The organism is Streptomyces sp. enrichment culture (assembly GCF_964272895.1).
Taxonomy (GTDB): domain Bacteria; phylum Actinomycetota; class Actinomycetes; order Streptomycetales; family Streptomycetaceae; genus Streptomyces.
Genome location: NZ_OZ186832.1, coordinates 7,315,836 through 7,341,908 on the forward strand (window position 1 = coordinate 7,315,836; position 26,073 = coordinate 7,341,908).

26 protein-coding genes are annotated in these 26,073 nt (G+C 72.5%); 20 read left to right on the forward strand and 6 right to left on the reverse strand.

Going from position 1 to position 26,073, the window contains the following annotated elements:
• The first annotated feature begins 166 nt into the window (after positions 1–166).
• Positions 167–706 carry an AAA family ATPase gene (locus ACSU6M_RS32580; RefSeq protein WP_437074659.1) on the forward strand — a complete coding sequence of 180 codons (540 nt, stop codon included), beginning with the start codon at positions 167–169 and terminating at the stop codon, positions 704–706.
• 69 nt (positions 707–775) lie between these two features.
• Here ACSU6M_RS32580 and ACSU6M_RS32585 read toward each other — a convergent pair whose 3' ends face one another.
• Complete coding sequence (locus tag ACSU6M_RS32585) at positions 776–1,252, reverse strand: hypothetical protein (protein WP_437074660.1); 477 nt, start codon at positions 1,250–1,252, stop codon at positions 776–778.
• A 216-nt stretch (positions 1,253–1,468) separates the two neighbouring features.
• Positions 1,469–1,966: a hypothetical protein gene (locus tag ACSU6M_RS32590; RefSeq protein WP_437074661.1), complete on the reverse strand. Its 498-nt coding sequence runs from the start codon at positions 1,964–1,966 to the stop codon at positions 1,469–1,471.
• Between the two features lie 176 nt (positions 1,967–2,142).
• Here ACSU6M_RS32590 and ACSU6M_RS32595 point away from each other — a divergent pair, with 176 nt between their 5' ends.
• From ACSU6M_RS32595 to ACSU6M_RS32610, 4 genes are all read left to right on the forward strand, one after another.
• Positions 2,143–2,685 carry a GNAT family N-acetyltransferase gene (locus ACSU6M_RS32595; RefSeq protein WP_437075445.1) on the forward strand — a complete coding sequence of 181 codons (543 nt, stop codon included), beginning with the start codon at positions 2,143–2,145 and terminating at the stop codon, positions 2,683–2,685.
• 10 nt (positions 2,686–2,695) lie between these two features.
• Positions 2,696–4,543, forward strand: a complete 1,848-nt coding sequence (locus ACSU6M_RS32600; RefSeq protein ID WP_437074663.1) for a hypothetical protein — start codon at positions 2,696–2,698, stop codon at positions 4,541–4,543.
• A 146-nt stretch (positions 4,544–4,689) separates the two neighbouring features.
• Positions 4,690–5,601 carry a hyaluronoglucosaminidase gene (locus ACSU6M_RS32605; protein WP_437074665.1) on the forward strand — a complete coding sequence of 304 codons (912 nt, stop codon included), beginning with the start codon at positions 4,690–4,692 and terminating at the stop codon, positions 5,599–5,601.
• 2 nt (positions 5,602–5,603) lie between these two features.
• On the forward strand, positions 5,604–5,759 hold the full coding sequence (locus tag ACSU6M_RS32610; protein WP_437074667.1) for a hypothetical protein: 156 nt from the start codon (positions 5,604–5,606) through the stop codon (positions 5,757–5,759).
• Between the two features lie 135 nt (positions 5,760–5,894).
• Here the strand turns inward: ACSU6M_RS32610 and ACSU6M_RS32615 are convergent, their stop codons facing one another.
• Positions 5,895–6,374 (reverse strand): hypothetical protein, encoded by a 480-nt coding sequence (locus ACSU6M_RS32615; protein WP_437074669.1) that lies wholly within the window; start codon positions 6,372–6,374, stop codon positions 5,895–5,897.
• Positions 6,375–6,689: 315 nt separating this feature from the next.
• Between ACSU6M_RS32615 and ACSU6M_RS32620 the strand changes: the two genes are divergently transcribed.
• Both ACSU6M_RS32620 and ACSU6M_RS32625 read left to right on the forward strand, forming a co-directional pair.
• Positions 6,690–8,774, forward strand: coding sequence for a cellulase family glycosylhydrolase (locus tag ACSU6M_RS32620; protein WP_437074671.1), 2,085 nt, complete (start codon positions 6,690–6,692; stop codon positions 8,772–8,774).
• Positions 8,775–8,882: 108 nt separating this feature from the next.
• Positions 8,883–10,229 carry a hypothetical protein gene (locus ACSU6M_RS32625; RefSeq protein ID WP_437074673.1) on the forward strand — a complete coding sequence of 449 codons (1,347 nt, stop codon included), beginning with the start codon at positions 8,883–8,885 and terminating at the stop codon, positions 10,227–10,229.
• Between the two features lie 38 nt (positions 10,230–10,267).
• On the opposite strand, the gene deoC is transcribed toward ACSU6M_RS32625, so the two are convergent.
• Complete coding sequence (gene deoC / locus ACSU6M_RS32630) at positions 10,268–11,023, reverse strand: deoxyribose-phosphate aldolase (RefSeq protein WP_437074674.1); 756 nt, start codon at positions 11,021–11,023, stop codon at positions 10,268–10,270.
• 124 nt (positions 11,024–11,147) lie between these two features.
• On the opposite strand from deoC, the gene ACSU6M_RS32635 reads away from it, so the two are divergent.
• On the forward strand, positions 11,148–11,876 hold the full coding sequence (locus tag ACSU6M_RS32635) for a GntR family transcriptional regulator (protein ID WP_437074675.1): 729 nt from the start codon (positions 11,148–11,150) through the stop codon (positions 11,874–11,876).
• A gap of 9 nt (positions 11,877–11,885) precedes the next feature.
• Here ACSU6M_RS32635 and ACSU6M_RS32640 read toward each other — a convergent pair whose 3' ends face one another.
• Entirely contained in the window at positions 11,886–13,127 is a 1,242-nt protein-coding gene (locus ACSU6M_RS32640) for a cytochrome P450 family protein (RefSeq protein ID WP_437074676.1), read from the reverse strand.
• A gap of 470 nt (positions 13,128–13,597) precedes the next feature.
• Between ACSU6M_RS32640 and ACSU6M_RS32645 the strand changes: the two genes are divergently transcribed.
• From ACSU6M_RS32645 to ACSU6M_RS32670, 6 genes are all read left to right on the forward strand, one after another.
• Positions 13,598–14,020, forward strand: coding sequence for a hypothetical protein (locus ACSU6M_RS32645; protein WP_437075447.1), 423 nt, complete (start codon positions 13,598–13,600; stop codon positions 14,018–14,020).
• Positions 14,021–14,874: 854 nt separating this feature from the next.
• Positions 14,875–15,177: a hypothetical protein gene (locus ACSU6M_RS32650; RefSeq protein WP_437074678.1), complete on the forward strand. Its 303-nt coding sequence runs from the start codon at positions 14,875–14,877 to the stop codon at positions 15,175–15,177.
• Positions 15,177–15,692, forward strand: a complete 516-nt coding sequence (locus ACSU6M_RS32655) for a helix-turn-helix transcriptional regulator (RefSeq protein ID WP_437074680.1) — start codon at positions 15,177–15,179, stop codon at positions 15,690–15,692. The genes ACSU6M_RS32650 and ACSU6M_RS32655 overlap by 1 nt, the downstream gene beginning before the upstream one ends.
• Positions 15,693–15,956: 264 nt before the next feature.
• Complete coding sequence (locus tag ACSU6M_RS32660; RefSeq protein WP_437074682.1) at positions 15,957–16,523, forward strand: EF-hand domain-containing protein; 567 nt, start codon at positions 15,957–15,959, stop codon at positions 16,521–16,523.
• 221 nt (positions 16,524–16,744) lie between these two features.
• On the forward strand, positions 16,745–17,149 hold the full coding sequence (locus ACSU6M_RS32665; RefSeq protein ID WP_437074683.1) for a hypothetical protein: 405 nt from the start codon (positions 16,745–16,747) through the stop codon (positions 17,147–17,149).
• Between the two features lie 69 nt (positions 17,150–17,218).
• A complete protein-coding gene (locus tag ACSU6M_RS32670) occupies positions 17,219–18,034 on the forward strand; it encodes a phosphodiesterase (protein WP_437074685.1) in 816 nt (271 codons plus the stop codon).
• A gap of 73 nt (positions 18,035–18,107) precedes the next feature.
• Here ACSU6M_RS32670 and ACSU6M_RS32675 read toward each other — a convergent pair whose 3' ends face one another.
• A complete protein-coding gene (locus ACSU6M_RS32675) occupies positions 18,108–18,695 on the reverse strand; it encodes a hypothetical protein (protein ID WP_437074686.1) in 588 nt (195 codons plus the stop codon).
• 284 nt (positions 18,696–18,979) lie between these two features.
• On the opposite strand from ACSU6M_RS32675, the gene ACSU6M_RS32680 reads away from it, so the two are divergent.
• The 6 genes from ACSU6M_RS32680 (at position 18,980) to ACSU6M_RS32705 (ending at position 26,063) form a co-directional block, all read left to right on the forward strand.
• On the forward strand, positions 18,980–21,772 hold the full coding sequence (locus ACSU6M_RS32680; protein ID WP_437074688.1) for a SpoIIE family protein phosphatase: 2,793 nt from the start codon (positions 18,980–18,982) through the stop codon (positions 21,770–21,772).
• A gap of 169 nt (positions 21,773–21,941) precedes the next feature.
• Positions 21,942–22,730 (forward strand): GntR family transcriptional regulator, encoded by a 789-nt coding sequence (locus ACSU6M_RS32685; RefSeq protein ID WP_437074690.1) that lies wholly within the window; start codon positions 21,942–21,944, stop codon positions 22,728–22,730.
• Between the two features lie 96 nt (positions 22,731–22,826).
• Positions 22,827–23,054 carry a 4Fe-4S dicluster domain-containing protein gene (locus ACSU6M_RS32690; protein ID WP_351802318.1) on the forward strand — a complete coding sequence of 76 codons (228 nt, stop codon included), beginning with the start codon at positions 22,827–22,829 and terminating at the stop codon, positions 23,052–23,054.
• A 15-nt stretch (positions 23,055–23,069) separates the two neighbouring features.
• Positions 23,070–24,413, forward strand: a complete 1,344-nt coding sequence (locus ACSU6M_RS32695; RefSeq protein WP_437074692.1) for an ABC transporter substrate-binding protein — start codon at positions 23,070–23,072, stop codon at positions 24,411–24,413.
• Positions 24,410–25,291: an ABC transporter permease gene (locus tag ACSU6M_RS32700; RefSeq protein WP_437074694.1), complete on the forward strand. Its 882-nt coding sequence runs from the start codon at positions 24,410–24,412 to the stop codon at positions 25,289–25,291. Before ACSU6M_RS32695 ends, ACSU6M_RS32700 begins: the two co-directional genes overlap by 4 nt.
• The gene (locus ACSU6M_RS32705; RefSeq protein ID WP_437074695.1) at positions 25,275–26,063 is read left to right on the forward strand and encodes an ABC transporter ATP-binding protein; all 789 of its coding nucleotides are present in this window, start codon (positions 25,275–25,277) and stop codon (positions 26,061–26,063) included. Before ACSU6M_RS32700 ends, ACSU6M_RS32705 begins: the two co-directional genes overlap by 17 nt.
• The last annotated feature ends 10 nt before the right edge of the window (positions 26,064–26,073 follow it).

Genomic DNA, 26,073 nt, shown 5'->3' on the forward strand with positions numbered 1-26,073 from the left:
GTGCCCGAACCCGCACCGCCGGGAGCTGTCCCGTGCCGTGGACCGGTTCCCGCGGCGCCTGATCGGCACCGGACGCTTTTGGTCCTGAACCGGGAGACTCTGATGACAGCCCGGACGTGGCGGAGCGCAGGACCGACGACAAGTGGGGGAGACCGTGCCGGAATCGGTGGGAACCGAAGACACACGCCTGATCGTGGTCCGCGGCAACAGCGCCTCGGGCAAGTCGTCCGTGGCGGCCGGGCTGCGCGAGAAGTTCGGCCGCAACCTCGCGATCGTCAGCCAGGACAACCTGCGCCGAACCGTGCTGCGCGAACGCGACCGGCCCGGCGCCGCGAACATCGGCCTGATCGACCTCACCGCCCGCTACGCCCTGGACAACGGCTTCCACGTCGTCGTGGAAGGCATCCTGTACGCCGACCGCTACGGCACGATGCTCCAGCACCTGGTACGCGCCCACCGTGGCGTCTCGCGCTGCTACTACCTCGACGTGCCCTTCGCGGAGACGGTGCTGCGGCACGCGACGAAACCCGATGCCGAGTACCTCAAGCACGTCACCGAGGCCCACCTGCGCGACTGGTACCGCGAGAAGGACCTGCTGCCCGACGGCATGGAGACCGTCATCGACGCGGCCAGCACCTTGGACGGCACCATCCGGCAGATCCTGCGCGAGAGCGGCCTGGACCGCGTGCTCCCGGTCGACCGCTGACGAGCCGACGAGCCGACGAGGCGACGAGGCGACGAGGCGACTGTGTCGGGCGCAGCGGTCGCCGCATGGCTAGGAGTCCGTCTCGCGCGTCATCACATAGGTGTTCCCGATGTCGGGATCGCCGTAGAAGAAGAACAGTCTCAACTCGTCGTGCTGATCGCGGTCCACGTAGAAGGACCACGAGTATCTCGACGGGGGGCGAGGAGGCGAGGGGGGAGTGGGGGAGGGGGTGGCGGTGGCCGTTGCCGGGGAACGCCTCTCCGCCCGCGTCCGGGCTGTCAGCGTGAGCCGGACGAGCTGTCCGCCGTCGGCGTCGGTCAGTCGCCAGGTCCCCGTACCGGAGAGGCGCCAGCCGTCCTCGAAGTCGAAGTCCTGCCCGTCCAGCTTCTGGACGAGAGCCGTTCCGGCCTGGTGAAGCACCACGCGGGTTCCCTCGACGTTTTCCCAGCTGCCGGCGACTTCGGCCGCCGTGGCGTCGTGGACGCCTGTGCCCTCGTAGTACTGGAAGGGACCCGCGCACCCCGTCACAGCGGTCAGAACCGCCATCGAGCCACCGACAGCGGCTCCCCACGCCCGCAGCCTGCTTCCACCCGCCACCAAGCCCCCAACCCTCAGCTGCATCGGCCGACCGAGAGGAGCGGGCCGTGGACAGCAACCATGTCAGACCTGTTGAACGTGTTCAACTCTGCGCCTGGAGGGTGGCCGCGTGGGCTGTTCGGGGTGGCTCCTACGCCTCTTCGCGCCCGCCGCTGCCGGATCGGCCTACCGACGTGTGGGGACCCCATCGGCCCGTCGCTGACCGGGCCACATGTCGGCGTAGGCGGCATCCATGAACTGAACCTGCGGCTCACGCAGCGCGGACGCGTCGGCTGCCTCGCCTCGGGCCGCCTGAGCGAGGCGGGACGCGTAACGATAGGCAGCGCCCCGCAGGGGCTCGCTTCTGGCCGCCAGGTCGATCTCCGCCTGGGCGAGCCAGAGGTCATCGACAAGCCGACCGAGCTCGGGATCGGCGGCGGCGGTGCGGTCGGTGCCGTCGGTGCGCGAGTGGGGGAGCGCCAGCTTCTCCAGCTGCAACGCGATACCCACGAACTTCAGCACCGCGTCCTTGAGCTCCGCCCGGTGGGCGGCGGCTTCCTGCACCTCGAGTTGTCGAGTGCTCGCGCGCGAGACGAGGTACTGACCGAACAGCGAACCGGCCGCGCCGAGCACAACGCCTGCGAGAGACAACAGCGCCGGCCCCAAGGTTCCCCAAGATCCCATGGCCGAAGTCTCTCAACATCGTTTCCACGCGCGGGAGGTGTCGGGACGTCAGCCGCCGCCGACGACCTGGTCCGCAATCGCCTCGCGCCGGGCCGCCCCCGCGATCTACCCTCGCGGCCATGACCTCACACTCTGCGCCGCCCGACGGCCCCCGGATCACTGCCGATGCCGGGCTGGTGATCCGGCAGGAGACCGCTGACGATCACCGCGACGTGCGCGAGGTCCACACCCGCGCCTTCGGTGACAACGGCCGGGTCGCCGGGCTCGCGGAGGCACTTCGCGTCGCGGACGCCCCGTTGGCGCCGATGTCCTGCGTCGCCGTCGTCGACGGCCGGGTCGTCGGGCATGTCCTGCTGAGCGCGACACGGTTGGACGCACCGCGCCGGATCGTGGACGTCCTGTCGCTGTCACCGCTGGGCGTGCTCCCGGAGTTCCAGCGCCAGGGCATCGGTACGCGACTCGTCGCCCACGCCCTCAAGGCAGCCGACAGCCAGGGGGTGCCGTTGGTGTTCCTGGAGGGTTCGCCGCGCTACTACGGCGCGCGCGGTTTCGAGAACGCCGGCGCTGCGGGCTTTCGCTCGCCGTCGCTGCGTATACCCGAAGCCGCGTTCCAGGTCGCCCGGTTGTCCGCTCACGAGCCATGGATGACGGGCACCTTCGTCTACTCGGAGCCCTTTTGGGCCCTCGACTGCGTCGGCCTGCGCGACCCACAGGACTGAGGGGACACCGGTGGAGGAAATATCGGAGCGGGCGCTGGCCGCGGTGCCGTGGGAGCGGCTTCAGTCCGCGGATCCACGCGATCCGGGAGTGACCGTCCAGGACGTACGCCGGTTGCTGAGGCGGCTGTTCCGGTCCGGTCCGTCGTCGACCGAGGAGGACTGCTACGACCTCTTCGCGGCCCTCGCGCTGCCGCACCGCGGTGTCGCCTCCGTCGCCCCGGCCGTCCTGCCGTTCGTCGTCGCGCTGGCCGCCGATCCCCGGACGGGCGCGCGCACGACGCTCGTCGAGCTGCTCGTCCACCTGTCGGAGAGTGCGCGCGAGGCCCCGCCCCACCTGGTCGACGAGGGCTGGGCCGATGCCTGGAGCCAAGCGCAGGAGGGGATCCAGGCCCTGCTCGCCGACCGCGATCCGGCGGTACGGCGGGAGGCCCTGCCTCTGGCGGACGCCCCCGGCAGACTGCTGGAGCGGTGGCGGGCGGAGCGGGACCCGGCGGTGCGGCTGCCGGTGCTGTTCGCGCTGGGCCGTCGCGCGCCCGGCACGGAGGCGGCCGCCGAGACCCGTGCGGTCCTGGAGGCCCTGCTGCGGGACCCGGACCCCGTGCTGCGGACGGCGGCGGTGCACGCCTCGGCGTCCCTGGCGGCGGCCCTGTCCGCGCAGGCCGTGGAGCGTGAGCCGGCTCCGCAGGCCGCAGAGCGCGAGCTGTCCCCGCAGGCGGCGCAGCCCGAGCTGTCCCCGCAGGCCGTGGAGCGCGAGCAGGAGCTCCTGGTCGCGGCCCTCACCGATCCCGCCGCCCGGTCACGCTGGGAGGAGGTCTGGTACGAGCCGAACATCGAGCACCCCTTCGACCGCGAGGCGGTCGCCTGCTGGACGGCCGCTCTGTTCGAGGAGGCGCCGGCCACGGCGACGGCCTTCCTGGCGCGGCTCGCCGAGGCGGCGGACCCCGACGAGGACGTCGATCTGCTGCGTGCCGTGCTGGACCGGGCCTGGCAGCTGCTGGTCCTTCACCGGTCGGTCGAGCCCGCCGTACTGGCCCTCGCCGCCCGGTTCCTGGAGCACCCCGACCCTTCGGTCCGCTACCGGTGCGCCCACCTCCTGGCCGTTCTCGGCCCGCGCGCCGCCGCCCACGCCGACCGGCTCGCCGCGCTGCTCGACGACACCGGCGAGGACGAGCTGCTGGAGGGAACCGTCGGCGAGCACGCCCGCTGGGCGCTGGCCCGGATGGGCGACCCGCGTGCGCTGCCCGGCCTGGTGGACGCCCTGTGCGCCCCGTACCGCGACCACTACGGCCGCGGCTATGTCGTCAGCGACCCGCGCCGCCCGGAGATCGTCGACGTCCTGGCCCCGCTGCGGGCCCACGCGCGAGCGCTCCTGCCGTCGGTACGCGAGGAACTGCGCCGCGCACTCGCCGCCCCGGACATCGGCGGCGTCCCCATCGCCGACTTCCTGCAGGCCCTCACGGCCTGGGGGCCGGACGCGCGCCCCGCTCTGCCGGAGGTCACCGCCTGTGTCGCCGCCGGCTTCCAGACGTACCACGCCACCGAGGCGTTGGCGGCGATGGACCCGACGGCCCGGGCACGCCCCGACGCTCCCCAGCCCGACCGAGCGGTTCTGGAGGAACACATCCGTGCCCTCGCCGACGGCGGCGACAGCTACGGCCGCTTCGAGGAAGCACTGCGCACGCTGCTCCGCTCCGGCCCCCTAAGCCCCGCCGTGCACGCCTGTCTGCGCACTCTGGCGGCCCAGGACCGCCGTCTGTCGGTGTGCCACGACTACACGGCGATCCTCCAGGACGAGAGGCTCCGGGCGTTGATCGAGGAAGGGCTGAGGAGCGGCGCCGGTAGCCCCGGCCCTGTCTGAGGAACGTCAGTCGGGGCCGGTCCCGAGCCGTCGAAGCCCGGAGGCTCTGCCCGCCACTCGCCCACGTGGATCGGGCGGCTCTGGCGTGGAGCGTCGCCACGGCGTAGCGTGCCGGACTGTTGATCAGTGAGGGGTGAGGAGTGCAGGTGACCAGTACGCGCAGGCTGTTCCTGGGGGCGTTCACGGCGGGGGCCGTGACGGTGGCGGCCGGGTCGGGGACCGCGTCGGCGGCCGAGAACGCCGGAGAGGCCGAGGGGGACGTGACGTACCCGGGCGAGGTACGGGCCCGGAACTTCCGCACCGACGGCGGCACCACCTCGGTGTTCAAGACCGTGTCGACGGCGGCCACGGCGAAGCTCCACGCACTGACCGTCTATCAGGCCGGGACGGCCGGCGACGGTGTCGCGCTGAACGTCACTTCGGACAATCCGGAGGACTCGGCGATGTACCTCTCCGGGAGGGAGAGGAGCAGGGGCACACTGAAGATCCTGCACCGGGGGCATGCGGACGCCTCGGACGGGGGAGCGGCCGCGGTGTCCGTCTATCTGGACACGGAGGGCGTCACCGACCAGTCGGGCGGCACCGCCGCGCAGGGCATCTTCGTCACCCACACCACCGGCCCCACCAAGGGGAATCTCATCACGCTGCGCAACAACGGCGTGGACGACTTCGTGGTGAAGGGCTCCGGAGCCGTCGGTATCGGCCTCGCCATCGGGGCGACCCCGCGCGGCCGGGTGGAGATCGCTCAGCGCAACTCCCTGATCGGACTCCTCATGCAGGCCAACGAGGACACCGCCAGCCGTCTGGTGGAGATACGGGACCGCACGGGCACCGCGAAGCTGCGGGTGCTCAACAGCGGCGCGCTGGCCGCTCACAACGCCATGTTCGGTGCCACGGGCGCCGAGTCCTACGGCGGCGGCGACGGCGTGATCGGCATCCGCAACGCCACCACCGCCCCGGTCGGCAACCCGACGAACGGTGGTGTCCTCTACGCCGAGGGCGGTGCCCTGAAGTGGCGCGGTCCCTCCGGCACCGTCACCGTGATCGGACCGGCCTGACCATGGAACTGACCCCTGAGCAGCTCGTGTCCGAATTCCAGGACGCCGTGATGGAGCTGTACTTCGCCCGCAAGCGCATCGCCCTGCTGGAAGCCGAGAATGCGGCGCTGCGGCACCAGCTGGCCGCCTCCGAGCGGACATCCGAGTCGGAGAGTTGAGAAAGCCCTGCTGCCGGTGGGGCGCCTGGCGCCCTCGGCCGGGGCAGGAGACTGATGGCGGCAGCGGCCGGGGGACGCGAGGCTGATGGCGGCAGCGGGGCCGCCGGCCGGTGGGCGGTCAGCCGCCCAGCCGCACTACGAAGGCCACTGGACCACGCCGTCACGCACCACCAGCGGCTCGGGGCGCGGGTCCTCGTAGAACCGGATCCACCCCAACGGAACGGCCCCGTCCGCGCGCTGGACGTCGTCGGCGGCGCGGGCGGCGAGCCAGGCGAGGAGTTCGCCGGTGGCCTCGAAGTCGTCGGGGTGGATCTCCTGCCTGCTGGTGAGGGTCCAGCCTCCCCGATCTGCGGCGCCCGGCCGAGGCACGAGGGCCGAGGCGAGGGTTCCGCCTGCCTTGAACGCGGCACCGTGGCAGGCCAGTAGGGGCTCGGGGCGTTCTTCGACGGCACAGTCCCCCTGTTCGTCCTCGACGACGACCGGAAAGCCGGTGACGATGCGGAGCGTCCGAGGCCGAGGACCCAGGCCGAGGTGCCACCGCAGCTCCACCAGTTCCTGCTCGGTCAGCGCGTCGTGGAGATCCAGCTCGACCACCAGCTCGAAGACATCAGCCATGACGTCACACTAGCGAGCCGACGGTCGGCGGAATCCGCCGCCGCAGCAGGACCCGGCAGCCCCGCAGCCTGGCAGCCCCGCAGCCCTGCAACCGGGCCGCCGGACCCGCCGGCCGGTGAGACCGGCCCGCTTCATGGTTTTGCCGAGACGGTTGACAGCTCGTGAGGCGCCTGGCTTCATAGCAACGCGCCAATGGGAGCGCTCCCATTTTCTGAACGTGCTTCTCGTTCCGGCCACTTGACCAGAAGGGCACACATAGTGGGACAGCCAACAGCACGGAGCAGGCCCCGGGGTCCGCTCAGGCGACTCAGTACCTTGCTCGCCGCGGTTCTGGCCGCGGGAACACTGTCGGCGGTCGGGTCCGCCGCCCAGGCCGCGGACCCGTCGTCCGGGGAACGGGCCTCGGCCGCGGCCGTCGCGGCACCCGGCGACGACTGGTTGCACACCGAAGGCAACAGGATCGTCGACGCGAACGGCGACGAGGTCTGGCTGACGGGAACCAACTGGTTCGGCTTCAACGCCACCGAGCGCGTCTTCCACGGCCTGTGGTCGGGGAACATCACCGAGATCACCAAGTCGATGGCCGACCGGGGCATCAACATCGTCCGCGTACCCATCTCCACCCAGCTCCTCCTGGAGTGGAAGAACGGCCAGGCCACGGTCCCGAGCGGCGTCAACGCGTACGCCAACCCCGAGATCGCGGGCAAGACGTCGCTGCAGGTCTTCGACCACTGGCTGGCCCTGTGCAAGCAGTACGGCATCAAGGTCATGCTCGACGTACACAGCGCCGAGGCCGACAACTCCGGCCATGTGCACCCCGTGTGGTGGAAGGGCACCATCACGGCCGAGGACTTCTACCGGGCCTGGGAATGGGTGACCGCGCGCTACCGCGACGACGACACCATCGTCGCGATGGACATCAAGAACGAGCCGCACGGCACGGCCAGCAGCAGCCCGCGTGCCAAGTGGGACGGCTCCACGGACCAGGACAACTTCAAGTACGCCTGCGAGACCGCCGGAAAGCGCATCCTCGCCGTCAACCCGAACCTGCTGGTGCTCTGCGAGGGCATAGAAGTATACCCCAAGACGGGCGTGAGCTGGACCTCCACCACACCGACCGACTACCACTCGACCTGGTGGGGCGGGAACCTGCGCGGCGTCCGCGACCACCCCGTCGACCTCGGCGCGCACAACGACCAGCTGGTGTACTCCCCGCACGACTACGGACCGCTGGTGTTCCAGCAGCCGTGGTTCAGCGGCGACTGGAACCGCACCACCCTCGAACGTGACGTCTGGGACCCCAACTGGCTCTACCTCCACAAGGAGAACAAGGCGCCGCTGCTGATCGGCGAATGGGGCGGCTTCCTCGACGGCGGCCCCAACGAGAAGTGGATGACCGCCCTGCGCGACCTCATCGCCGAGCACCGCATCCACCAGACCTTCTGGTGCCTGAACCCCAACTCCGGTGACACCGGCGGGCTGTTGCTGAACGACTGGAAGAGCTGGGACGAGGAGAAGTACGCCCTGCTCAAGCCGGCCCTGTGGCAGCACCAGGGCAAGTTCGTCAGCCTGGACCACGAGGTCCCGCTGGGCGGCGCCTCCAGTACGACCGGCATCAGCGTGAGCGACGTCCACGACGGACCCCCGGACCCGACCGACACCCAGGCACCGACGGCACCCACCGGCCTGACCAGCACCGCCACCACGTCGAACAGCGTCACCCTGTCGTGGAACGCGTCGACCGACAACGTGCGCGTCACCGGATACGACGTCTACCGGGGCACGACCAAGGTGAACGCGGCGCCGGTCACCGGGACGACGTACCAGGACACCGGGCTCTCCCCGGCCACCTCGTACCGCTACACCGTGCGCGCCCGTGACGCGGCGGCCAACGTCTCCGACCCCTCGGCCGCGCTGACCGTGACCACCGCCACGGCGGACACCCCGACCGGTGCGCTGAAGGTGCGGTACAAGAACAACGACTCCTCGGCGACGGACAACGCCATCCGGCCCTCGCTCCAACTGGTCAACACCGGCAGCTCCTCGGTCGACCTCGGCACCGTCTCCCTGCGCTACTACTTCACGCGCGACGGCGCCACCTCCGTGAGCGCCTGGTGCGACTACGCCGCCGTGACATGCGCACAGGTCAAGCTGCGAGTGGTCCCGCTGACCACGCCCGTGCGAGGAGCCGACGCCTACCTGGAGGTCACCTTCGCGGGCGGCTCACTCGCCGCGGGGAGGGACAGCGGTGACATCCAGCTGAGAATGAGCAAGGCGGACTGGTCCGCCTTCGACGAGACGAACGACTACAGCAGGACGACGGCAACCGCCTACACCGATGCCCCAGCAGTACCCGCCTACACCGGCGCCACCCTGGCCTGGGGCACTCCGCCCGCCTGAGCCACGGCCGCACCCCGCCCCCCACGGGACGGGGTGCGACAGCCACGCGCGGCAGGGATCCCGCTGGTGGTGACGGGTGTTGTCAGTGGGGCCGATGAGAATGGCGTCATGACTCACGCCATACCCGTGCCCCTGCCGTCCGCGCTCGTCGAGCACCACGCGATCGACCTGGAGCGCAAGTACACCGACGGCTGGGGCGTGAAGGTCGACGACGTCGCCACCGCGCCCACCGGCGAGATCTACGCCCTCTACTCGGTCCACCGTCACACCTACGGCGTGGCGAGGGACGAAGCCGACCCGGCGAAGGCGAACTTCGGCTACTCGCTGCTGACCAGATACGCCCCCGACGGCACGGTGCTCGCCACCGCCCTCTCCGGACAGCGGGAGTACCTGCGCCAGGACACGACGCTCGGCGGCCCCACGACCGGGCTCGGCGAGGACCTCTGGTGGGCCAAGGGGCTGTGTGTCCTGCCCGACGGGACGCTCGCCGCGACCGGCCCCGGCGACCAGACCCACCTGATCACCGCGGACCTCACCGCCGTGACCGCCCGTCACGGCATGCCCCGCAGAAGCCACGACGGCGGCGCGCGCGACCCGTTCGCCGCCTGGATCAGCACCACCCCGGCCGGCCGCCTGCTGTGCACCACCGGGGAGTACGGGCTGTACAACTACGGCGACCTGCTCGACAACATCGTGGCGCTCACCGACCGGCCCCTCACCGCCACCTCGAAACCGACCCTGACGGCTCTGGCTTCCATGGAGGCGGCACCCGTCAGGCACACCGAGGCCGACCTGCGACCGGACGTCCTGTTCCAGGGCAGGCCGGTCGGCATGGACCACCGGCCGCGGCCCTCGCTGACCGAGCACCTCACCGAGGCCGAGCCGACCGCGCGACCGTGGGACTGGCGCGACGCCCGGCTCGGCCGGCCCGCGGTGGTCCGCGAGGACCTGTTCGTCGTCCCCGTCTACGGCCACATCTACCGCGGCGGCAGCCGCGGCCAGCGGTTCGCCTTCGTCCTCGTCGACGACCAGGGCGAGTTCGTCGGCCGGCTCTGCGGCATGGACCTGTACCGCGACAGCCCCTTCACCGGCTTCTGCTTCGAGATCGCCGCCGACCCCGTACGGGAACGGGTCTACCACCTCAACCGCTACGGCCTGTTCGCCTGGACAGCCACCGGAGTGCGCGCCCAACGCCTTGACCTGGAAGACAAGCGGTACAAGCTCCTCAAGCACTTCACACTCGTGGACTGCACCCCCGCCGGCGAAATGATCCTCGTGCACCGCACCCAGCACCTCATGCTCCGCATCCCGTGCCCCGCCTCCCTCGGCGACCTCGGCCATGTGGTGGAGGACGCACTGCGCTCCTACGCCAAGGAACGCACCAGCCTCAAGAAGCAGTGGCAGCCCGTGAACTGGCACTGGACCGACCGCACGGCCCCCCTGCACCGCATCTGAACCGAACCACCCGACCCGAAAACCCGTGGAGGCCGCGCTCAGTAGCCGGAGACGCAGTCGTCGCGGGTCAGGGGCGTCTCGCCGACGAGGCGGCCCTGGAGGTCGTCCAGGATGGTGGCGGTGGCGGTGGCGCCGAAGCGAGTGGCGCCCAGATGGTGCAGGTGGAGCAGGGCGTCGAGGGTGCGGACACCGCCGGCGGCCTTGACCTGGACGTGCGGTGAGACGGTACGCCGCATCAGGGCGATGTCGTGAGCGGTCGCTCCGCCGGGGGCGAAGCCCGTGCTGGTTTTCACGAACGCCGCTCCCGCCGCTTCCGCCGCCTGGTATCCGGCGGTCTTCTGGGCGTCGGTCAGATACACGTTCTCGAAGATCACCTTGACCGTGCGGCCCTGTGCGGCCTCCACGACGGCGGCGATCTCGTCGCGGGTGTAGGCGGTGTCTCCGCCGCGCAGGCGGCCGATGTCGATGACCATGTCGATCTCCTGTGCCCCGAGGGAGACGAGCTCGGTGGTCTCGCACACCTTGGCGGCGGTGGTCGCCCCGCCATGGGGGAAGCCCACCACCGTGCCGACCGCGACGCCGCTGCCGGCGAGCGCGGTCACGGCGGCGGGCACGTCGGCCGGCTTCACGCACACCGAGGCGGTGCGGTACTCCAGCGCGGTGGCCAGACCCTCGGCGACCTCGGCCGGGGTCAGCTCCGGCCGCAGCAGTGAGTGGTCGATCATCTTCGCCACCTCCTCCCGAGCGGGCAGCGGGCCGTTCCAGCGCGTGACGGGGATCGAAGCAACAGACATGGCGTCCTCCTCCAGCCATCCGTAAACTGTCTAGACAGCCTATACAGACAAGGATGGTGGTGCCGAGGGCTCCCGCGAAGACGGCCGGGCCCGAACCACCCCGACCCGGAGGACGACGCCCGCCATGGCCGCACGGCAGCCCCTGTACGAACGCATCGAGAAGCAGTTGCGCCGCCGCATGGCCGACGCGGCCGACGGCGACGCGTTCCCCTCGGAGCCCCGGCTGGCCGAGGAGTTCGGCGTCTCACGCATGACCGTGCGGGCGGCCCTGGCAGGGCTGGAACGCGACGGCCTGCTGGAGCGGGTGCCCGGCCGGGGAAGCTTCGTCCGCAAGGCCGCCGCCGCCCGCCCGGTCGGCACCCTGCTCAGCTTCCACGACCAGGCGCTCGCGCTGGGCGCGACGCCCCGCTCACGTGTCCTTCAGGCAGCCCTGCGCCCCGCCACGCCCGCCGAGGCCGCAGCCCTGTACCCGGCCGCCCCGGACGAAGGCGCGACCGTGGTCGCGATCAGCCGGGTCCGGCTCTTCGGTGACCTGCCCGTCGCCATCGAGCACGCCGCTTTTCCGGCAGCCCTCGCATCCCTGCTCACCGCGGACCTGGAGACCGGGTCGCTGCACAACGCACTGCGCCGCATGGGCCTGCGCCCGACGCTCGGTTCCTCCGTCCTGACCGCCCGGACCGCTGACGACGACGCCCCCGAACTCGACGTGAGCCCCACCACCGCCATGCTGGTCGAGACACGCTCCATCACCGACCAGCACGGCGCTCCGCTGGAGTACACCGTCAGCTCCTATGTGGCCCACCGCTACGCACTCCAGGTCGACTTCTCGGTCGCCCGCCACGAGAGGCCGTGACCGCGGTGGTCAGGACAGGTGGACCGGAAGGGAGCGGTGGCCGTTGGAGATGAAGGAGTCGATCGGCTCCAACGCGCTCGCGTCGACGGCGAGCCGAAGACCGGGGAAGCGATCGAAGACCGCCCTCAGGGCGATGCGCGCCTCGAGCCGCCCCAGCGGGGCGCCCAGGCAGAAGTGCGCGCCGTGACCGAAGGCGAGGTGTTCCTTGTCGGCGCGGGTGACGTCGAAGCGGTCGGCGTCCTCACCGTAGGTCTCGGGGTGGCGTCCGGCGGCCGCGTACGCGGCGAGGACGGCCTCTCCCTGACGGATCACCAGCCCCTCCGGGCCGCCGAACGCGCTCATCTCCAGGTCCTCGACGGCGTACCGCAGGGGCAGGCTGGCGACGGGCGCCTCCAGGCGCAGCGCCTCCTCGACCACGTCCTCCCACCGGACGCGGCCGGAGCGGACGTGGGCGAGCTGGTCCGGATGGGTCAGCAGGAGGTGGATGGCGTTGTCGATCAGGTTGACCGTGGTCTCGTGCCCGGCGCTGATCATGAGCACCAGCGTGTCGAGCAGTTCCTGCTCGCTGAGCCGGGTGTCGCCCTCGTCGCGGGCCGCGATCAGCGCCGAGGTCAGGTCGTCGCCGGGCGACCGCCGTTTGAGGGCGACGAGTTCGCCCAGAGCCGCGTAGAACCGGGCGTAGGTGTCGGTGACCTCCTCCGGGGTGGCGGACGTGTGGAAGACGCCGTCCACGACGGCCCGTAGCTCCGGGCCCTGTTCCTCGGGCAGGCCGAGCAGTTCACTGATCACCTGGATCGGCAGCGGGTAGCAGAACTCCTCGCGCAGGTCGACGACTCGGCCGTGCCGTCCGGCCTCCCCGACCCGGTCCAGCAGGGCCGCGGCGATCTCCTCGACGCGGGGTCGGAGCGCCGCGGTGCGGCGTGCGGTGAACGCCTTGGAGACCAGGGCGCGCAGCCGTTTGTGCTCACCTCCGTAGGCGGTGAACATGTTCCGCACCGCGACCCACGTGAACAGCGGCCACTCCGGGGCGATCTCGCCGTCGATCCAGCGGGGCCAGTGCCGGCGCGGGTCCTTGGAGACGCGCGGGTCGGTGAGCAGGCGCCTGAGGAGAGCGGGACTGCTGACGGCCCAGGCCCGTACACCGTCGGGCAGTTCGACGAGGGTCACCGGTCCGCGCTCGCGGATCCGGGCGGCCTCACCGTGGATGTCGCGGCCGGTGGGGTCGATCACTAAGGGGCGAGGGTGTCCCATGGAAGCCTCCCAGGCGCTCGCACGTCGCTACGTCCCGTGAAACTACTCGGCCGTAGGGGCCTGGGCGAGAGCGCGTGGGGGAGCGGTGCGCACGGGCACAACTGCCTTGCGCACGGGCACAACTGCCTTGCGGGCGGGTGCACATGGGCGAGATGCCTCCCGTCAGGCGCTTCTGGTGCCGGAAACGGCGTGCCTGCGCGTACCTCCGCCGCGCCACCCGTGACATGGCCGAGCTCCGGACGCGGGGGAGTCGCGGATCGTGAGGCCGGTCCGGCGATGGCCTCCGCGTGCCGGCGTGCCTGGGCAGCCCTGCGTGTCGCTCAGGTGTTCACCGACTGCCCCGTGCGAAGGGTGCTCGCCGCAGTCGCGTAATGCTCCTGACGCCGACGCCTCCCTCTCGTGACGCCGCCGTGGGCGGCCCGCACCGAAAGAGACGTGGACCCGTGATCGATTCGACGGCGAAGACGGCGATGGAATGGCTGGCATCGGTCGCCCCCGACCCCCGGGCCTGTCGCGAGCAGTGGGAGGACAACCCCTTCGCGGCCGTGCTGCTCCCGGCCGGCCTGCGCTGGGACGTCCTGCTCGTCCCCGGACGGCTCGGCTACTCGGCGTTCGACCTGCTGTCCCGGCGCGTGCGGACGCCCGGCCCTGTGCTGGCCGACCTCGGCGGCACCCGGACCGGCTTCTTCGTCCCGCCCGGCTCGACGCACCACCGGTCGCACGACGCCGGCCGCGTCGCCGGCTTCGGCACCTGGATCTGCCTGCCATGCCCCGGCCACGCCGCGCGCGGTACGCGCTGGCTGGTGCCGCCCGACGGCACCGGCTCCCTCAACGAGCCGGCCGTCGTCGAGGCGGTCCTGGACGCGGCCGCCGCCCTCCTGACCCCGGCCTGACCCCTCAGCCGGTGGGGCGTTGCCCAGGCATCCGTGCCACGTCCGCTCGGTCTGCCGCTCGACGCCCGGCCGTGAGCCTGCGCCGCGGGCACCGGCCGGCCGAGCCCCGAAAACCGGTGGAACCGCCTGCCCGGATACCGCTACCGTCCTCTCGCCCCAGAAGTCACACCGTCAAGGACACGCCGTTGTACACCAAGTGAGCCCCTGAGCGCTGATTGGTCGCGCGTCGCACCTGTGCGCCGCGCCTCTTTCCGATGCCTCCACTCACTGGGAAGCGGTGTATCTGCATGTCCGCACACCGGGTCCTCGCACCCACCTCCATACGAGCCCACGCCCCGTCCCGGCACGGCTCGCCCCGAACCGACCGCCCGGCCTGGCAGTCCCCGTACGGCCCGCCGCAGCCCCGTGCGCACCGCGGCCGCTGGGCCCCCGCGGCGCTGTTGCTGAAACCCTGGTCCGCCGCGCCGCGCGGACGCGGTCGTGCCTCGGCGTCGCGAGGCGCGGCAGAGGGAGGGTGACCGGGGCGGCTTCCGGGGGTCCGTCGTGACCGGTGCCCGGTCGTCGACTCCCCGTCCAGGTCAGTGACATGCGTCATCAAAGCGATGACGCATGTCAGTCCGGCTGTCGATGCCGTTGTCCGGTGGCCGGGCGGCGACGCAGGATCGGCGGCGGCTCGCTCGCCCCGACCGCCCCGATCACGGCAGGTGACACGGATTGAACCTGGATAGCGCACCTGCTGCAACGCCGCCCCGCGGGCCGCTCCGCCGGGACCGCCGCCTGAGGCCGGGGCGTACGGTCGGGCAGGACCTGGCCGTGGCGGGCCAGGGCGCGCCCCCGCCGGTGAACCCCTGTGGATGCTGCGCGTCAACCCGCTTCCCCGGGTCCGGCCGGCGGACTCCGTACCGGCCGCGCTGCTGCGGGACATGTGCGCTGCGGAGGACGAGGTCGAGGCCCCCGCGGAGGTCCACTCCGCCCACCTGCACCGGCTGATCGGCGCCACCGCCGACCCCGGTGAGCGCGGCCGGCTCATCGCGCTGCGCCGGGACATCCACAACGACCGTGTGCCCCGCACCGGGGACGACTGTTCCCGGCGCGAGAGAGCCGGGTCCACATCCGCACGGCCCGCGACCACGACGCCGACGACATCGGACGGCTGATGCGCCAGTGGGCGGTGCACAGCGGATTCGACCCCCGGCGCTGCGACCAGCTGACCGACCGCTGGGCCGGCGAGGACATCACCTCCTTCCACGTGGCCCACGATCTTGACGGCACGCTGGTCCGGGGCCTCGGCTTCACCATCCACGGCGGCATCAGGGACGACTTCTACCGGTGCGGCAGGCCGCCCGAGGTCTCCTCCCACGACTTCGCCCCCGACCAGCTTCCCCTCTGGCTGGGCCGGCTGGCCGACCGCCCCCGCCACTCGACCGCCGCCCCGCTGCCCGGCCCCCGGCTCGCCCCCAGGGAACTGCAGATCCTGCTGGACCACACCTCGGGCATGACCCTCAAGTCCGCCGCGCGAAGGGCTGGCGTCACCCCGAACACCGCCAAGCACTACCTCAACCGCGTCAAGGCCAAGTACCGCCTGGCCGGGCGGCCCGCGTACACCAAGATCGACCTGGCCCAGCGGGTACGCGAGGACGGCCTGCTCGGCAGCGCGGACCGCACCCGCTGACACCCCGGTGCCCCTGCCACCGCCCGGCGGCGCCGAGCGGCACACGCCGCCGCCGGCGTCCTGCCTCCCGCTTCCGCGCCTACGATCAAGAGCGGTCGGCGGCAGCCAAGAACTCACCGCAAGCCCCCATTCCCGGAAGGCGAGGGACCAGTCCCGATCTTCGGCCGCGGGACAGCGCGACCGGACCCTAGCCTTCCGAGGGACAGCTCCACGCCACACGGCGGACCGTCCGCAGCGTTTCGAATCGAGCGAGTGAGGGATCGTTTGTCGCCCCAGGAATTCATCCACGCGAAGATCCACGCCGGCTTCACCTACCTCGACCGGGACGGCGACGGCGCACTCACCGAAGCCGACCACCACCTGATGGGCCGCAGCGTCGCCCAGGGCCTCGGATACGAGGAGAACTCTCCCGAGGCACAGGCCATCATCGGCGCATACCTCCAGATCTGGCACGACGTGCACGTCCCGATGGACACCGACGGCGACGGACGGATCAGCCGCGAGGAGTTCGTCTCCTCCACCTCCCGCCTGGCCGACGACACCGAACAGGCCGATGCCGCACTGGGCGGACTCGCCGACCGGATCGTCGACATCGCCGACCGCGACGGCGACGACCGCATCGGCATCGACGAGTACACCGCCTTCATCCGCGGCCACGCTCCCGGCCTGAGCCCACAGGAAGTGCACAAGGCGTTCCACCACCTCGACCGCGACGGGGACGGCACGCTGACCCGAACCGAACTCCGCACGGCCGTCATCGAGTACTTCACCAGCCCCGACCCTGACGCGCCCGGCAACTGGTACTTCGGCACCCCGGCCCACCGCACCTGACCACCCCGCACGAGCACGCCGTCCGGCAGCCCGCAGGCGACCACCAGCCCGGCCAGTTCGGCTGCCCCCGTCTCCAGGGCCGGGCGTCGCAGCCCTTCGGCCGCGGCTGGGCACCGCCCTCCCACCCGCTGCTCACGCGCGTCACGGCGACGGTGGCGCTCGGTCCGAGTGAGGAGACGCCCGGCAGGGTACCCGGCCGGGCGTACGAAGGGAGACGTGACGTGGCCGGCACGACAGAGCACGAGCGCGCGCGGGGCCTCGCCGTCGCGCAGGGTGCCTTCAACGTGGTGGGAGGGCTGTGGCCGCTGGCGCATCTGCGCAGCTTCGAGTGGGTCTTCGGCCGGAAGACCGATGTGTGGCTCCAGATGACGACGGGCGGGCTGCTGCTCTCCGCGGGCCTGGCCCAGCTCGCCGCGGCCACGGACCCCGACGGCCCGGCCCATGCCCGTCGCGTCGGCCTGGGCACCGCGCTGACCCTCCTGGCCGTCGATCTCGTCTACGTGCCCAAGGGACGCATCCGGCCGACGTATCTGCTCGACGCCGCGATGCAGACCGGCTGGATCAGCGCCTGGCTGCGGACCAGCTGTGCGCAGGGTGCCTCGGCGGCCGGAAGGCGCAGGCGATGAGGTTCCCGCCGCCGACGCGTCCCGCCGTGCCGCGGTTCTCCCGGCCGAGGATCCGCCGAGGAGCCGGTGATGGGTGAGCGACGCGCTGCGCGCCTGCACTTTCCGTCCGGGAGGGCGTCGCGGCCTTCCCCGACACACACCGCCGCGCGGCAGGGCCGACGTATCGAGGCGGGCTTCCGCCTGCTGGCACGGCTGCGCGGCGCTCCGGCACTGCATCCGGACGGGCTGATGTGCACGGCCGAGGTGGAGGTCGCCGAGGGCGGCGGACACTGGGGCGTGCCGTGGCTGGACGCGCCAGGGCGCTACGCCGCGACGGCCCGCCTCTCCCGAGCGGCCGGCCTGCCCCGCCGCCTGCCCGACGGCCTGGGACTGGCCGTACGTGTGGACGGGGCGGACGCCCCCGGCCGCGTACTCGATCTGCTGCTCACCAGCAGCGGCCGCGGCCGCATGGGCCGGCACTTGCCGCTGCCGCGCGCCGACGCGCTCGGCGGCCCCTACTCCAGCCTGGTCCCCTACCGGGTGGGCGGCCGTCCCAGCGTCCTGGCCGCCTTTCCCCGCCGCACACATCAGGCCCCGGTGCACGGCGACCCGGCGAGCCTGCGCCGGGCGCTGGACGCCGGACCGCTCGTCTTCGACCTGCGTGCCGAGCAGCCCGACCGGTCGTGGCGGACGTTCGCCGTCCTCACGGTCCGCACCGCGCTGCCCCTGCCACCGTCGCAGAGCGCGGACTTCGACATCTACGCGCACGACGCACGGAAGTTCACGCCGGGCCCGGCGCTGGCCGTGGCCCGCCGCGCCGCCTACCGCGGGTCCCGGGCCGGCCGCGGTAGCCGGCGGCAGGGCCGGCGGACGGTTCCACCGGGCACAGGCCCACGCACCCCGTGACGGGACGACGGATCTCGGGCATCGCGCAGTCACTCCTTGCCCTCGGCGCTGGGCCGTACAGGGCCACTTCTCGTCACCGGTGGGAGCGGCGGAGGATGTCGCGTTCCCTGCCGGTCCGGGTGTCGAGGGAGTCCTCGTGGTCGATGACGACGGTGTCGTCGGCCGGCCGGGCTCGTACCTGGCGGCCGTAGGCGTCCGTCGCCTTGACCAGGAGCGTGTCCTGGAACGGGGCGGGCCAGCTTTGGATCAGGTAGTGCTCGACGACGCCGTCCGGTGCCAGGTCGATGGCCCGGTCCCGGCCTCGTGCGTGGACGCGCAGCCGGTAGCTGCCGGGGCCGTGGGCAGCCAGGTTCGGCAGATCGACGGGGTCGTGCATGAGGGGCGCCACGAGGATGTCGCCGCTGGGGGAGTGGCATGAGATCTCGGCGATCTCCTCCCAGCCGGAAGCGGGCTCGGGCGGACGGGAGTGCAGCTCGGCGGTGACCTGGACGTCACCGGTGTGGATTCCGGTGTGCACCTCGATGGCGCCGCCGCAGGCGGACACCAGGCCGGTAGGGGGCGCACCGAGGTCGTCGGCCGGCGACCCGTCCGGGTCCGTGATCTGGAAGAGGTGGTACTCGGCGAACACCAGGGATGTGCCCGTGCGGGCCGGCCCACTCATGACGCCGCGACAGCCCGCCGACGGAGCTGTCGTGCACCGCCCTCGGGGATCCCGGCCGTGCACGACGGCTGGGGCGTTGTCCGTGCCGGCGAGGCCGGTTCAGGGAAGTGGGCCGTCACGGCGACCGGTCGGGCTGAGGCGGTGCGGATGGCATCCATGGCCGTGATGGTGCCAGCGGGGTCTGACAATCGGGTGTGCCGGTTCCACGCGCGGCCAGGGGGAGTGCCCCGTCGCGGGGCTCAGCGCGCCGCGCGGTCCGGGCTCCTGCTCGGCACACTGAAGGCATGGCCGATCTCAATGCCCCGGGGACGTCGTCGCGGCGGTTCCCCCGGTGGCCGGAGAGCGTGGCGAAGGCCCGGCGGTTCGTGCGGGCCGCTGTGCGGGATGTCGCGCCGGACGTGGTGGACACCGCTGAGCTCCTGGTCAGCGAGCTGGTGACGAACGCGGTCCTGCACGCCCGGACGGACATCGAGGTGTCGGCCCGCGTCGACAGCGGCACGGTCCGGGTCGGCGTACGGGATCGGCGGCCGGATCGGGAGCTGCTGCCGCAGGGGTGTCCCGCGTACGCCGGCACCGGACAGGGCCTGGCCCTCGTCGGCCGTCTGGCGTCCCGCTACGGCGTCGAGGCGGCAGCGGACGGCAAGACGGTCTGGTTCGAGCTGGCACCCGGCGGACCGGCGCCGCAGGCGGACGGCTGGGGGCCCGCCACAGCCCCGGCCGACTCGGGCGCACACGTGACACTGATCGACATGCCGGGCGCGCTGTACGCCGCCAGCCAACAGCACCGTCACACCGTGCTGCGCGAGCTGGCCCTGGCCATGGCGGCCGGGTACGACCTCGGGGTGCCGCCGGAGGACCTGGCCGTCGCCCAGGACACCAGCCTGGTGATCAGCGCGTGTGTGACGGCCGCGCTGCGCGGTCGGCCCGCGGGCCAGGAGATCCCCTCGCTCCCCCTGCGGCTGCCCGCGGACGCCGGGGCGTCGGTGGCGACCCTGTACCGGGTACTGAACCGTGCCGAGGACGCCGCCCGTGACGAGCACCTGCTCACTCTGCCGGCCCTTCCCCGCAGCCGCGTCTTCCAGCAGTGGCTGTGCGAGCAGATCGTCGGCCAGCTCGCCGGCGGCCACGCCACCGCGTGGACCATGGTGCCGCGCGATCCGGGCGCCAGCCCCTCCGAGCTGGTGCCCTGGGACGCCGTGCAGGTGCGCTCCAGCAGGGTCCCGACCATCGCCGCCGACGAGAGGAACTGCGTCATCGCGGTGAACGCACCGGCGACGGACCTCCTCGGCTGGCGGGCGGACGAGCTCGTGGGACGGCCGCTGACCACCCTGATCCCGCAGCACCTGCGCAGCCGTCACCTCGCTGCCTTCACCTCTCTGCTGCTCAGCGGCCAGCCGCGCATCCTGGGCCGCTCGGTCCCGCTCCCCGCGCTGCACCGGGACGGCAGGCTGGTCCCCGTCCGTCTGTTCATCCAGACCCAGGAGACCGCCGACGGCCGCACCGTCTTCGTCGCCCAGCTCACGCCCAGGGCCGCCGCGCCCCTCTCCTCGGCCCCTCCTCCCGGCCGGGGCCGAGAAGCGGCACCGCAGGAACCGGGCAGCACCTCCCCAGCCGTCCGAGCGGGCGCGGGCACCCTCGAGGAGCCGCTGGAAGGCGCCTCGACCGATGCCCTGGCGGGTGCCTCGACCGATGCCCTGGCGGGTGCCCCGACCGATGCCCTGGAAGGCGCCCCGACCGATGCCCTGGACGGCGCACCGACAGGCGCCCTGGAAGGCGCCCCGAGAACGGGCCGCGGCCACGGCGGACTCTCGGCCCTGGAACGGCTCTCCCTGCTCGCCGACACCGCAGCCGCCCTCAGCAACACCGCCGACCTGGACGAGGGACTGCGCCGCGCGGGCAGGATCCTGACCGAGCGGCTGGCCGACTGGTGTGCCGTCGACCTGTTCTCGGAGGACGCGCGCGTGGAGCGGATCTGCGTCGTCCACCGCACCCCGCGGGGCCTGTGCCCCCAGGACTACGAGGGCAGGCTGCCGTCCGTGACCGAGGCATCCCGAGGTCCGCTGGCCCGTGCGCTGCGCGGCGCGGGCCCCCTGCTCCTCACCGAGCCCCCGCCGCCGAGCCAGTCGCAGAGCCCGCTGGACGCGCACTACCTCGACCTGCTCGGGCACCTGGGCGCCCACAGCGCGATCGTCGCCCCGCTGAGGGCGCGCCGGCAGATCATCGGCGCCCTGACCCTGGCCCGCGGCGGCGCCGAACAGCCGTTCACGCAAGAGGACCTGCCGCTGGTCGACGACCTGTGCCGCGGCCTCGCCCTGGGCGTGGACAACGCCCGTCTGTACCTGGAGACCCGGAACATCGCGGAGCGGCTCCAGCGCTCGCTGCTGCCCGTGCTGCCGCAGGTCGAACCCCTCCACCTGGCCGCCCGCTACGCCGCCTCCTCCACCACCGCCCAGGTGGGCGGGGACTGGTACGACAGCTTCCTCCTCCCCAGCGGGGACACGGCGCTGGTGATCGGCGACGTCACCGGGCACAACCTCGACGCGGCCGTCGCCATGAGCCAGCTCCGCAGCATGCTGCGCGGCATCGCCGTGGACCGCCAGGAGCCCCCGGAGACGGTCCTGCGCCGCCTGGACATGGCGAACCACAGCCTGTACCGGGAGGCCACCGCCACCTGCATCTACGGCCTGATCAAGGGCGGTGCCGACGGGCCGTGGGAGCTGGTGCACTCCTCCGCCGGGCATCTGCCGCCCCTGCTGACCGCCGCCGACGGCCGGACTCGCTACCTGGAGGAGGGATCGGGGCTGCTGCTGGGCATGGACCCCGACATGCCGCGCCGCAGGGCCACCGATGTGATCCCGGCCCATTCGACCGTGCTGCTGTACACCGACGGGCTCATCGAACGGCGCGGCGAGTCCCTCGACGACGCCATGGAGCGGCTCCGCCGGCACACGTCCGCCCTGGCCCGCGAACCCCTCGACGTGTTCTGCGACGAGTTGCTGATCGGCCTCGGCGCCGACAGCGACGACGACATCGCCGTCCTCGCCGTCCGGCCGGCGCCGCCCTCCCCGGCCGGCTGATCGCCCGCGACGCCGCGCAGGGCTTCGCGTCCGCAACTGCTCGCGGACCTTGGCAGATCTCCCCGTGCGGAGGTCGAAAGACCAGGTCAGCGCGGTATCCGTCGGTGCGTCAGGTGGCGCAACACTTCAGCAACACCCCTTTCCCTACCGGATAGGTATGGTTCCGGCCATGCACCCCACCGACCGCGTACGCGACCACGCCGGCCAGGGCGCGCCCACCATCGCCGCTCAGCGCACACGGCGTCGGCTGCGCGCGGACCGGGCACGTCAGCTCGCCGACCTCCTGCGCCACCAGCTCCTCACCGACGGCTTCCCGGCCGGTTCCCTGCCGCACGAGTCGACCCTCGCCGCGGACTACCGGGCCTCCCGCAACACCGTCCGCCAGGCCCTGGATCTGCTGCGCGCCGAAGGGCTCGTGGAGCGCCTTCCCGGCGTCGGCACGGTGGTCGTCGCCCAGAAGTACCCCCATGGGCTGGACCGCCTGATGGGCCTCGGGGAAACCCTGCGCGAGCACGGCCACGTCACCAACGAGGTCCGCACCATGGGCCCCGCCCCCGCACCGGCCCCCGTCGCCGAACGCCTGCGCGTCCCGCACGGTGCCGACGTCCTCTACATCGAACGCCTGCGCCGCCTGAACGGCCTTCCGCTCTCCCTCGACCTCACCTACGTCCCCCTCGACATCGGCACCGCCCTGCTCGGCGCCGACCTGGAGAACACCGACGTCTTCCGCCTCCTGGAGGCCGTCACCGGCCGTCGGCTCGGCCACGCCGAGATCACCCTGGAGGCGGTGAACGCGGACGCCCACTCCGCCGCCGTCCTTCAGGCCCCGCGCGGCGCGGCCGTCCTGATGCTGGAACGGCTCACCCATCTCGACGACGGCCGCCCCGTCGACCTGGAGTTCATCCGCTTCCGCGGTGACCGCATCACGATGAGCGGCCTGCTGCACCGCTCCCCGTAGCACCCCGCGGCCTGCCCCGCCGCACCCCTCGGCGACCGGCGACCAGCGGCCGGCCGCCGGCGACCAACGACCCACCACCCCTTCCCGGAGACAGCCATGCCCTTGGTGCCCCAGCGGGCCGACGTGCCCGTGACCATCGACGAGTCGAAGTGCATCGACGGCTGCACGCTCTGCGTGGACATGTGCCCGCTGGACTCCCTCGCCATCGACGAGACCAACGGCAAGGCGTACATGCACGTCGACGAGTGCTGGTACTGCGGCCCGTGCGCCGCCCGGTGTCCCACCGGAGCCGTCACGGTCAACATGCCCTATCTGCTCCGCTGAGAGGCCCCCACTCCCATGAGACGCACGACAGCCGCACTCGCCGCCACCGCCCTGCTGCTCCCGTTGTCCGCCTGCGGCGGCAGTGCCGGAGCGGGCGACGGCTCCACGGTCACCGTCACCGTCGGATACCAGTCCAAGACCATCAACACGGTCACCGCAGGCACCCTCCTGCGCTCCCTCGGCTCCTTCGAGAAGCAACTCGCCGCTCTCGGCGACGGAAAGACGTACAAGGTCGACTGGCAGGACTACGCCACCGGCGCCCCCATCACCGCGCAGATGACCGCCGGGAAGGTCGACATCGGCTCGATGGGCGACTTCCCGCTGCTCATCAACGCGGCCCGCGGCAAGCAGCTGGGCAAGCCCACCCACCTGGTCTCGGTCACCGGCTACAACCTCAAGGGCGGCCTCAACACGGTCGTCGTCGCACCCGACTCCGAGCTGGGCTCACTGAGGGACCTGAAGGGCAAGAAGGTCTCCACCAGCGTCGGCTCCGCCGCCGACGGCACCCTCGTACGGGCGCTGAAGCGGGCCGGCATCGACCCGGACGAGGGCATCGAGAAGCTCAACCAGCAGCCCGCGGTGGGCGCCTCGGCCCTCGCGGCGGGCAGCGCCGACGCGCTGTCGCAGTTCGTCGCCTGGCCGGGCCTGCTCGCCTACCAGGGCAAGGCCAAGGCGCTGTACGACGGCGCGCAGCTGAACCTGCCCACCTTCCACGGCGTCACGGTCCGCGAGGACTTCGCCGAGCGACGCCCCGCCGTACTGGAGGCGTTCCTGAAGGCACAGGCGGAGGCGACCGATTACCTCGTCGCCCACCCCGTCCAGGCCGCCGAGAAGGTCGCGAAGGCCACCGGGCTGCCCGCCGAGGTCGTCTACCTCTACAACGGAGCCCACGGCATCTCCACGTTCGATCCGTCCGTCAAACCCCGGCTGGTGTCCGCGCTCAAGCAGGACGTGGCGATCCTGAAGGCGGCCGAACTGACCGGCGACATCGACGTGGACGCCTTCGTCGACGACCGGTACGTCAAGAAGGCCCTCGGCGCCGGGTACGCCGGGCGGCTCGCCGCCACCCCGCCCGCCGCCGCGAGCGAGGTCTGGCCCGAGGGCGCCGCGCGGACCCTGACCTTCGCCACCCCCGCCCAGCTCCTCGCCCACGTCGGCCGGCACCAGGACGGCATCCGCGCGGCGTACGTCCCCGACGCCACCACCGGCACCCTGTGGTTCGCCGACAAGGCCGTCTGGGTGGCGGACGGCGAGCGGCTGCTGCCCTTCGTCGCCCCGGAGACCGCGCGGGCCTACGTGGCCGGTCACCGCGGCGCCCGCGTGATCACGTACACGGACGCCCTGGGACGGGCGTCATGAGCCGGTACCCCCGGCGGACGGGCCGGCTCGCCCTGCGGGCCGGTTCGCTGGCCGCCGCTCTCGGCCTGTGGCAGCTGCTGACCACCTTCGACGTCGATCCGTGGGTGCGCTTCTCGCAGTTCCCGGCGGTGACCGACGTGGCCCGGACCTTCGCCGACCGGGTCTTCGGCCCCGACTACTGGACCGACCTCACCGACAGCCTCGTCCGGATCGTGACGGGCTTCGTGCTCGCCGCGGTCGTGGGCGTGGCCACCGGCGTGCTCGTGGCACGCTCGCGGCTCGCCGAGGACCTGCTCGGCCCGCTGCTCGAAGTGGTGCGGCCCATCCCGGCGATCGCCATGGTCCCCGTCGCGATCCTGCTGTTCCCCTCCAACGAACAGGGCATCGTCTTCATCACCTTCACCGCCGCCTTCTTCCCGGTGCTCGTCTCCACCCGGCACGCGGTGCGCGCGCTGACCCCGGTGTGGGAGGAGGCGGTGCGCACGATGGGCGGCGGCCGGTGGCGGATCCTCGGGTCGGTCGTGCTGCCGGGGGCACTGCCCGGCATCTTCGGCGGTCTGTCCGTCGGCATCGGGGTGTCCTGGATCTGCGTGATCTCCGCCGAGATGATCTCCGGCCAGTACGGCGTCGGCTACCGCACCTGGCAGGACTACACGATCGTCGACTACCCGGGCGTCTTCGTCGGCATGGTCACCATCGGCCTGCTCGGCTGGCTGACCTCCACCGCCGTCGAGCTGGGCGGCCGCCGCCTGACCCGGTGGCTGCCGCGCACCTCCTACGTCCCCGGCCACCGGCCCCGGCCCGCACGGACCCCCGCGGCCCCGTCCCCCGCCGCGCCCGCCACGACCGAGGAGACACGCGATGAGCACCTCGTCTGAGACCAGGCCGGCAGAGCCGAGAACCGCGCCGGCGGCCCCGCGCGGCACCCGCCTGACCCTGCGCGGCGCGACGCTCGGCCGGCCGGACGCCCCGGCCGTGACCGGCCTCGACCTGGATGTGGCGGCCGGCGAGATCCTGACCGTCGTCGGCCCCTCCGGCTGCGGCAAGTCGACGCTGCTGCGCACCTTCGCCGGGTTGCTGCCCCCGCTGGAGGGGACGGTGGAGCAGGACGGCCGGCCGGTGACCGGGCCGGGCGCGGACCGGGCCCTGGTGTTCCAGGAGGACGCCCTGCTGCCCTGGCGCACCCTGCGCGCCAACGTGGAACTGCCCCTCGCCATCCAGGGCCTGCCGCGCGCCCCCCGCAGGGAACAGGCCGACGACTGGCTGGTCCGGGTCGGACTCGCCGACCAGGCACGGCAGTTGCCGCACCGCGTCTCCGGCGGACAGCGCCAGCGCGCCCAGCTGGCCCGCGCCCTGGCCGGACGGCCGCGTGCCGTCCTCATGGACGAACCGTTCGGCGCGCTCGACGCCCAGACCCGCGCCGGCATGCAGGACCTCCTGGTGGAGGTGCTGCACGGCACCGGCGCCACCGTCGTCTTCGTCACGCACGACGTCGACGAGGCCCTGTTCCTGGGCGACCGCGTCGCCCTGATCGGCTCCGGCCGGCTGATCGCCGTACGGGATGTGCCGCGCCCGCGCGAGCGCTCGGCGCACGACGACCCGGACCGCGTGGCCCTGCGCCGCACCCTCCTCACCTCGCTCGGTACCTGAAAGGCCCGTG